Origin of the sequence: Delftia lacustris, from assembly GCF_040267515.1 — a bacterium.
Classification (GTDB): domain Bacteria; phylum Pseudomonadota; class Gammaproteobacteria; order Burkholderiales; family Burkholderiaceae_C; genus Comamonas; species Comamonas tsuruhatensis.
In genome coordinates this window covers 2292247-2302285 of sequence record NZ_CP141274.1, presented here as the reverse complement: position 1 = coordinate 2302285, position 10039 = coordinate 2292247, and the positions used below count along the sequence as shown (strand labels likewise).

Sequence of the window (10039 nt, the reverse complement as noted above, 5' to 3'; positions counted from 1 at the left end):
GGTGGTCTTCTCACGCAGATGCGAAGGCGGCAAGGGCATCGCCTTCATCGGTAACGGTGGCCTCGATCTCCTCGATCAGCCGGGTCTCCACCAGCACGGCCAGCTCGCCGACGGTGGGGGCCTTGAAGAAGGCCGCAGGGTGCAGTTCGACACCAAAGCGCTTTTTCACGCGGCCCAGGATCTGCAGGGCCAGCAGCGAGTCGCCGCCCAGCTCGAACAGGTTGTCGTCCACGCCCACCGGGGCAATGCCCAGCATGTCGGTCCACAGCGCGGCCAGGGCCTGCTGCAGCTCGCCTTCGGCCGCGACGTAGGCGGTCTGCAGCGCCGGGCGCGGATGGCCGCCACGGGCCTGCGATCCGTTGGCAGGTTCGGCGACGGCTTCGGCGGCAGGTTCTGCCAGCGCATCCACCAGCCCGGCATCGATCTCGCCCAGGCGCTGCCGCAGGTCGGTGGTGGAGATGACCACCTGGTGCGGCACATCGCCGTTGACGATGCGCTCGAACACCGCTGCCGCTTCTGCGCCGCTCCAGCCTATGCCCTCGGGAATGCGCATGCCGGCGGCCATGCCCAGGTCACGCCAGGCGTCCCAGTCCACGGAGATGACGGGCCAGGCGCGCTGGCGGCTGGCCAGTGCCGCCAGTGCATCCATGCAGGCATTGGCGGCGGCGTAGTCGCTCTTGCCCAGGCCTGCGGTGAGGCTGGAGATGGACGAGCACAGCAGCACGAAGTCCGGCGCCTGCATGTCCAGCGTGCCCTGCGTGCCCAGCAGGTCCAGCAGCAGCCGGGTGCCGCGCAGCTTGGGGGCGAACGTGCGCTCCACGCCGTCCCGCGTGCGGGTGGCCAGCATGCCGCTGTCGGCATGGCCTGCGGCATGGACCACGCCATGCAGCGCGCCAAAGCGCTGGTGCGCCTGCGCCAGCGCCGCCTGCATCTGCGCGGCGTCGGCCACATCGGCGGCCAGGGTCAGCACCTGGGCGCCCTCGGCCTCCAGGGCCAGCAATTGCAGCAGTTGCTGGCGCAGGGTGCTCGGCTGCCCGTCATCGGCGGCCAGCGCCTCCCATTGGCTGCGTGCTGGCAGCGCCGTGCGGCCCAGCAGCACCAGGCGGGCCTGCCAGTGCGCGGCCAGATGCCGGGCCAGCGCCAGGCCCACGCCGCCCAGGCCGCCCGTGATCAGGTACACGCCCTGCCTGCGCAGGCGCGGCGCCGCGGCGTCCTGCCATTGCAGGGGCTCGTAGGTCTTGCGCCAGCGGTGGGTACCGCGCAGGGCGATGGCCGTGTCGGCCGCGCGTAGCCCATGCGGCGCGCGGGCTTCGTCCAGCAGCTGGCGCGCCAGCCGGGCCTGCATTGCGGGCGAACCCGCCTGCACCACATCGACGAAACGGCAGTCGATGGACGGGCATTCCTGCCCTATCGCCTTGCACAGCGGAAAGACGGCGGCCATCTCGGGGTTCAGCGCTTCCGCTCCGGTCACATCTTCCGAACCGCCTGCGGCCACCAGCAGCAGCCGCCGTGTGCGCGGGCCTCCAGCGCCGTGCGCACGGGCCTCCAGCGCCTGCGCCAGGGCCAGCACGCTGTGAAAGCCGCGCTCCAGCGGCGCAGGGGCGGCCGCGTCCATGGCCCACAGGTGGTAGATGGCGCCCACGGGGCCGAACTGCGCCTGCACCGCATCGAGCAAGTCCTCGCAATCGCGGCGCTCGCCGGGGCGCACGGCATGCCGGCCCGGGGCCAGGCAGGCGGGGGCGGCGCCCGCTTCCACGCAGACCACATCGGCGCCCTGCGCGCGCAATGCGTGCACCAGGGCCTCGGCCGTGGCACTGCCGTCGCCAAACACCAGGGCCACCTGGGCTGCGGCGGCAGCGGTGCCTGCCGCCAACTGCAGAGGACTGCGCTGCCAGGCGGCGGCGTAGAACGGACCCGCGGTCGCCGAGGGGCCTGCCGCGCCTGCCGCTTTCGGTGCATCGCCACCCTGCCCCGCCGCCTGCACCCAGAAAGAGCGGCGCTGGAAGGCATAGGTCGGCAACGGCACGCGCCGGCCTGGCCGCCCGCCCCGGCAGGCAGTCCAGTCGATGTCCACGCCCGCGCACCACAGTCCGGCAACGGCCTGCGCCAGCAGTTGCGCGCTGCGTGCGGTCTGCTGGGGATGGGCCTGGCTGGGCCAGATGCCGGCCGCCGTGGCGGCGCGCGGGTGCTGGCGAGCCAGGGCGGCAAGGGCCTGGCCGGGTCCCACCTCCAGCAGCACGCGGCCCGGCACGCTCAGCAGCTCGTCCAGCCCGTCCGCAAAGCGCACGGTATGGCGCAGGTGGCCGGCCCAGTAGGCGGGGTTCATGGCCTGCTCGGCCGTGATGGGCTTGCCGGTCACGCTGGAGATGAAGGCCAGGCGCGGCGCATGCCGGGACACGCTGGCCACCACCTGCTCCAGCTGCGCCAGCAGGGGCTCGGTCATGGCCGAGTGCGAGGCCACGGCAATGTGCAGCCGGCGGGCGGTGATGTCGCGCGCGCGCAGCGCCCCTTCGGCCGCCTCGATGGCGGCCAGCGGGCCGGACAGCACGCACAGGCGTTCGCCGTTGACGGCACCCAGGTCGCAGCCCGCATCCAGCAGCGATTGCAGCTCGGCCTCGGCCAGGGGCACCGAGGTCATGGCGCCCTGCGGCAGCGACTGCAGCAGGCGGCCGCGCGCCGCCACGATGCGCAGGGCATGCGGCAGCTCGAACACGCCGGCCAGGCAGGCCGCCACATACTCGCCCAGGCTGTGGCCCAGCATGGACACGGGCTGCACGCCGCGCGCCATCCACATCCGGGCCAGCGCATAGCCGATCACGAACAGTGCCGGCTGGGCCTTGTCCATGGCGGACAGCGCCGCGTCGGCCTCCACCTCTTCACCCGGGGCGGGGAACAGCCACTGGCGCAGGTCCCAGCCTGTTTCGGCCTGCAGCAGCTCGCAGCAGCGGTCCACCTCCTGCCGGAACACACCGCCGTCGCGGTACAGGTCCAGGCCCATGTTGGCGTGCTGCACGCCCCCGCCCGGGAAAAGAAAAACCACGCCGGGCGGCTGTGCCGGCACCTCGGTGGCCTGGCCTGGCGGCGCAGCAGAAGCAGCAGCAGCGAGGTGCAGGCCCTCCACCGCCATGCCCATGCCGTCGGCCACCACGGCACGGCGATGGCCGAAGGCGCGGCGGCCCTGCTGCAGGGTGTGGGCCACATCGTCCAGCGACAGGCCGCTGCCGGCCTGCTGCAGATGGGCAGCCAGGCGGCGCGCCGACTCATCCAGCGCACGGGGGCTGCGTGCCGAAAGCGGCAGCACCTGCCAGGCCCTGTCCGGGCCAGCCTGCGGCGCTGCGCCGGCGGTACCCGCCACAGCAGCCTCCTGCAGCACCACATGGACATTGGTGCCGCCAATGCCGAAGGCGCTCACGCCCGCGCGGCGCGGCGTGGCCGCCTGGGGCCAGGGCCTGGCCACGGTGTTGACATGGAAGGGACTGCGCTCGAAGTCGATCTGCGGATGCGGCCGCTCGAAATGCAGGCTCGGCGGCAAGGTGGCATGCCTGAGCGAGAGCACCGCCTTGATCAGGCCCGTAACACCGGCGGCCGCATCGAGATGGCCGATATTGGTCTTCACCGAGCCGATGGCGCAGTAGCCCCTGCGCTGCGTGCTGGCGCGAAAGGCCTGGGTCAGCGCCGCGATCTCGATGGGGTCGCCCAGCGCCGTGCCCGTGCCATGGGCTTCCACATAGCCGATGGTGTCGGCCGGCACGCCCGCCAGGGCCTGCGCCGCGCGGACCACGGCGGCCTGGCCGTTGACGCCGGGCGCCGTGAAGCCCACCTTGTCTGCGCCATCGTTGTTGGCGGCGCTGGCCAGGATGACGGCGTGGATGGTGTCGCCGTCGCGCAGCGCATCGTCCAGGCGCTTGAGCACCACAATGCCCGCGCCGCTGCCCTGCAGCGTGCCTGCGGCCTGGGCATCGAAGGCGCGGCAATGCCCGTCCGGCGAGAAGATGGCGCCGGCCTGGTAGCGGTAGCCGCCGTTTTGCAGCAGGTTGAGCGAGACGCCCCCGGCCAGCGCCATGGCGCATTCATGGCCCAGCAGCGCCTGGCAGGCGGTGTGCACGGCCATCAGCGAGGTCGAGCAGGCCGTCTGCACGGTGACGGCCGGGCCGCGCAGGTCCAGCTTGTAGGCCACGCGCGTGGCCAGGGCATCGGCCATGTTGCCGCTCATCAGGCCCAGCAGGTCGGCGACCTGGGCGCCAGGGCCCGGCGCATGGCGGGGCAGCAGATGGCGCATCAGGTAGACGCTGGCGCCCGTGCCCGCATACACGCCGATGGCGCCGGGATAGCGCCGGCCCTCGTAGCCCGCATGCTCCAGCGCCTGCCACGCGCATTCCAGGAAAAGGCGGTGCTGCGGGTCCAGCTGCTCGGCATCGCGCGGGGTATAGCCGAAGAAGTCGGCATCGAAGAGGTCCATGCCGGCCAGCGGCACGCCGGCCTTCACGTAGCCGGCATCGTCCAGCAGGGCCTGGGGCACGCCCAGGGCGCGCAGCTCATCGTCGCTGTAGCGCTTCACGGACTCGACGCCGTCACGGATGTTGGCCCAGAAGCGGTCGATGTCGTCGGCGCCCGGAAAGCGCCCGGCCATGCCGATGACGGCGATCTCCAGGCCGGTGGTTTCGGAGGAAGAAGACATCAGAGGGTCCTTTCGATGTGGCGCTTGCGCTGCAGCAGCGCCTCGCGGCGGCGCTGGGCCGCGTCCATGCCGTCCCGGGCGGCGGCCGCCTGCGCGGCGCCGTCACCGTCGCCCCCGCCATCGCCATCTGCTCCTTGCTCGATGCGCCGCGCCAGGGCCGACACCGTGGGGTGCTTGAAGAGATCGACCAGGGACAGCTCCCGGCCCAGCCGCGACTCCAGCAGGCCATGCACGCGGATGAGCTGCAGCGAATGCCCGCCCAGGTCGAAGAAGTTGTCGCTGGCGCCTATGCGCTCCACGCCCAGCACCTGGGTCCAGAGGGCGGCAATGGTCGCGGCCACGCCGCCTTCGGGCGGCTCGTAGGCCTGGTGCTCCAGGGCCGGCAGGGCGGGCGCCTCGGGCAGCGCCTTGCGGTCCACCTTGCCATTGGCGTTCAGCGGCAAGGCATCCAGCACGGTGATGGACGAGGGCAGCATGTAGTCGGGCAAGGCCGCGGCCAGCGCGCTGCGCAGCGCGGCCATGTCCAGGCACTGCCCCTGCTGCACCGAGACAAAGGCGGCCAGCCGCGCGCCGTCGGCCGCCTGGCGGGCCACCACCACGGCCTCGCGCACGGCGGGGTGGGCCAGCAGTTGCGCCTCCACCTCGGCCAGCTCGATGCGAAAGCCGCGGATCTTCACCTGGTGGTCCACGCGGCCCAGGTAGTCGATCTGGCCGTCGCCGCGCCAGCGCACCAGGTCGCCCGTGCGGTACAGGCGCTCGCCCGTGCGGCTGGCGGGATCGGCGACAAAGCGCTCGGCGCTCAGGCCCGGCCGCCGCCAGTAGCCGCGCGCCAGGCCCACACCGCCCAGATACAGCTCGCCGGCCACGCCGCGCGGCACCTCGTTGAGCGCGGCATCCAGCACATGGGTGCGCAGCCCGGCCACGGGGCGGCCTATGGGCACGGACAACGCGCCCTCGTCCCGGCAGTCCCACCAGGTGACCTCGATGGCCGCCTCCGTGGGGCCGTAGAGATTGAGCAGGCGGGTGCCGGGGAAGGCCTGCAGCACGGCCGCCTGCAATCCGGCGGACAGGGCCTCGCCGCTGCAGATGATGCGCTGCAGCCCCTGGCAGGTGGTGGCCGCCGGGTGCGCCATGAAGGCCTGCAGCATGGACGGCACGAAGTGGATGGTGCTGACCTGGTGGCGCGCTATCAGCTCGGCCAGGCGCCGGGGATCGCGGTGGTCGCCGGGGGCGGCCAGCGCCAGGCGTGCGCCGGTGGTCAGCGGCCAGAAGAATTCCCAGAAGGAGATGTCGAAGCCGAAGGGCGTTTTCTGCAGCACCGTGTCGCCCGGGCCCAGCGGCTGGTGCATCTGCCCCCAGGCCAGGCGGTTGCACAGCGAACGGTGGCGGTTGGCCGCGCCCTTGGGCCGGCCCGTGGAGCCCGAGGTGTAGATGACATAGACCAGGCTGTCGCCATGCAGGGCAACGGCCGGGTTGTGGGCCGGCATGTCCTGCAGCCGGGACGCCAGGCCCGGCACATCGACCCATTGGGCACTGCAGTTGGCCGGCAGGCGGTCACGCACCTGCGGCTGCACCAGCACCAGGGACACGCCGCTGTCCTCCAGCATGTAGGCGATGCGGTCGGCCGGGTGCTCGGGGTCGATGGGCACATAGGCCGCGCCGGCCTTCATGATGGCCAGCAGCCCCACGACCATCTCGATGGAGCGCTCCATGGCAATGCCCACCGGCACGCCGGGCCGCACGCCCGATGCGATCAGGTGATGCGCCAGCCGGTTGGCGCGCGCATTGAGCTCGGAGTAGCCCAGCGTGGCCTCGCCCAGGCACAGGGCCGGGGCATCGGGGCTGCGCGCCACCTGCTGCTCGAAGCGGCGGTGCACGATGTCGCCGCCGTGCAGGACCTGGTCATTGCAGCTCCAGGCCGCCAGTTGCTGGCGTTCGTCGGGACCCAGCAGCGGCACCTCGTCCACGGCACATTGGGGCTGGCGCGCCAGTGCGTCCAGCATGGCCGCATAGTGGGCGGCCAGGCGCTGCATGCTGCCCGGCTCGAACAGCTCGCGGGCATAGACCAGGCTGATGCCCAGGCCGCCGTCGGAGCGCTCGCGCACTTCCACGGTCAGCTCGAACTGTGCATCTGCGGCCGCCAGCGGCTGGCCGGCCACCGTCCAGCCCGGCACCTGCTGCAGCGCGTGCCAGTCCTCCACCAGATGGTTGAACAGCACCTGGAACAAGGGGCTGTGCGCCAGGCTGCGCTGCGGCTGCAGCGCCTCCACCAGCTGCTCGAACGGCAGCGCGTGGTGGGCCTGGGCGCCCTGCGCCGCCTCGCGGGCCTGCTGCAGCACCTCGGACAGGCGCATGCGCCCGTCGATGCGGTTGCGCAGCACCAGGGTGTTGACGAAAAAGCCGACCACGCCCTGCAGGTCGGCATGCGCGCGGTTGGCTACGGGCACGCCGACGCGGATGTCCTCCTGGCCCGTGTAGCGGTACAGCAGCGCCTGCCATCCTGCCAGCAGCAGCGTGAAGAGCGTGTCTGCCTGCTGGCGGGCCTGCGCGCGCAGTGCCTGCAAGGTCGCGCCGGGCAGCTCGAAGCTGTGCCGCCCCGCACGATAGCGTGCCAGCGCCTGGCGCGGATGGTCGGTAGGCAGGGCCAGCACAGGCTGGGCCTCGCCTGGAGGCACCTGCAACCGTTCCAGCCAGTAGGCCAGCGAGGCCTGCTGGCCTTGCTGGGCCTGCTGAGCCTGCTCCCGCTGCCAGACGGCGTAGTCCACATACTGCAGCGCCGGGCCGCTGTCCGGGGCGCCGGCATACAGCGCCGCCAGATCGTCCAGCAGGATCTGCATGGAGGCGCCGTCGGAGACGATGTGGTGCATCACCAGCGCCAGGATGTGCTCATGGGCCTGCAGCCGCACCAGGCCAGCCCGGGCCAGCGGCCCCTGCTGCAGATCAAAGGGCTGGGCGCACAGCGCCTGCAGCCATTGGGCGGCGTGCTCCTCGCGCTGCGCGGGCTTGCCCTGCGCGGCCTGCACGGCATCCAGCCACTGCAGCTCCAGCCTGCCCTGGGGGTCCAGGCGCTGCTCGACCTCCCCATCGGGCCGGGCGTTGAATACCGTGCGCAGCGAACCGTGCCTTTCGGCCAGGCCCTGCACGGCCGCACGCAGGGCGCCTGCATCCAGCGGCCCGGTGATGCGCAAGGCGCCCTGCACGTGGTAGGCCGTGCTGCGCGTATCCATCTTCCAGAGAAACCATTGGCGCTGCTGGGCCGGCGTCAGCGGCAGGGGCATGGCGCGGCGGGCCTCGGCCAGCGGGGCAATGCGCTGCAGCGCCGTGCCCGGCTGCCGCTGTTGGCACAGCCGGTCGATGTCCTGCGCCTGGTCGCGCAGCCGCGGGTGCTCGAAGACCCGCCCGGCCGGATACGCCAGGGACCATTGCCGGCAGATGCGCGCAGCCAGCCGCACGGCGGCCAGGGAGTTGCCGCCTTGCGCGAAGAAGTTGGCCTCGCCGGCCGGCTTGTGCAGGGCATCGCCACCGAGCACTTCGCGCCACAGGCCGGCCAGCGTGCCTGTGGTGGGATCTGCCGCGCCCGCCTCCTGCGGTGCCTGGCTGCCGCCGTCCGCGAAGCGGCCCGACTCGAACACGGCCCAGGCATCCAGCGTGCGCGCGGACCAGCCCTGGCGGCAGGCTGCGCGCTGCAGCTTGCCGCTGGAGGTGCGGGGCAAGGCGCCGGGGTTGAGCAGCACGATCACCGTGGGTGCCTCGCCGCACTGCGCGCCCACGGCGGTGCTCAGGGCATCGACCAGGGCCTGGGCCGGCACCAGCTTTTGCATGCCGAACGAGACTTCGGCAGCAATGCCTATGCCCTCCCGGCCATCGATGTCCACCGCAAACGCGGCCACGCGTCCCTTGCGCACGGCTTCTACCTCGGCCTCGACCACGCGCTCGATGTCCTGCGGGTAGAGGTTGTGCCCGCGCACGATGATCAGGTCCTTGATGCGGCCCGCCACATGGACCTGGCCAGCATGCACGAAGCCCAGGTCGCCCGTGCGCAGCCAGCGCCGGCCTGCATGCTCGACAAAGGCCTGCTGCGTTTGCTGCGGCTTGCCCCAGTAGCCCTGGCTGATGCTGGGGCCGTGCGCCCAGATCTCGCCCACGCGGCCGGGCTCCAGCACCTGCAGGCTGTGCGGATCGACGATGTTCACCGCATGGCCGGGAACGGCAGGGCCGCAGCCCACCAGCGCGGTGGTCTGCGAGGCGCCGGGGCTTTCCACGGCCCTGCCCTGGCCCAGGGCCTCGGTATCGAAGGACGTGATCGTGGCGCCTGCGCCGCAACTGCCGCCGGTGATGAACAGGGTGGCTTCGGCCAGGCCGTAGCAGGCATAGGCCGCGTCGGGCCGCAGCCCGCAGGCGGCAAAGCGCTGCGCGAAGGCCGTGACGGTGTCGGCACGCACGGGCTCGGCGCCGGTGTAGGCCAGCCGCCAGCTCGACAGGTCCAGCTGCGCCAGCTGCGACGGCTTGATGCGTTCCAGGCACATGCGGTAGGCGAAGTCGGGGCCGCCGCTGATGGTGGCGCGGTGGCGCGAGATCAGCTCCAGCCAGCGCACGGGGCTTTCCAGGAAGAGGCGCGGCGAGGTCAGCACCAGCGGCAGCCCGCTGTACAGCGGCTGCAGCAGTCCGCCGATCAGGCCCATGTCGTGGTACAGCGGCGCCCAGGACATGAAGCGGTCGCCCGCGCCGATGTCCATGCGCTGCTGGATGGCGGCCTCGTTGGCGATGAGGTTGCCGTGGCTGACCATCACGCCCTTGGGCGCCGAGGTGGAGCCCGAGGTGTATTGCAGGAAGGCGATGTCGTCGGCAGCCGGCGCATGGGGCCGCCAGGCGTCGGCATCGGCCAGGTCCACCTGGTCGGCGGCCACGGCGGCAATGCCGGCAAAGCGCGCATCGGCGCCGGGCAGGGCCTGCATCACTTCGGCCGTGCTGATCACGCAGGCCGCATCCGCGTCGCCCACGATGCCCAGCAGCCGCTCCAGGTGCTGCACGCGCAGCGATTCCAGCGGCGGCACCGGCACGGCGATCACGCCAGCGTAGAAGCAGGCCAGCATGCTGGCGGCGTAGTGCTCGTCGTTGTCCATCATCACCAGGGCGCGCGCGCCCACGGGGCACAGCTGCTGCAGCCGGGCGGCCAGCGCGCGCACGCGGCGGTCGAACTCGCCATAGCTGTGGCTGCGCTCGACCACGCGGCCGTCCTGCACGGCGGCCACGGTGAGCCAGATGTCGTCGGGCCGCTGCTGCGCCAGGCCCCTCAGATGCTCGACCAGGCTGGCCGGCGCCTGGCCTGCTGCCGCGATTGCACTTTGTCCACTCAGCATG

Annotated in this window: 2 protein-coding genes; both read right to left on the bottom strand. The window is 72.3% G+C overall.

The window, feature by feature from the left end; translation table 11 throughout:
• Positions 1–10: 10 nt before the first annotated feature.
• Complete coding sequence (locus tag U6958_RS11790) at positions 11–4678, bottom strand: SDR family NAD(P)-dependent oxidoreductase (protein WP_016450668.1); 4668 nt, start codon at positions 4676–4678, stop codon at positions 11–13.
• Positions 4678–10038: a non-ribosomal peptide synthetase gene (locus U6958_RS11785; protein WP_074921439.1), complete on the bottom strand. Its 5361-nt coding sequence runs from the start codon at positions 10036–10038 to the stop codon at positions 4678–4680. Before U6958_RS11785 ends, U6958_RS11790 begins: the two co-directional genes overlap by 1 nt.
• Position 10039: the final 1 nt, after the last annotated feature.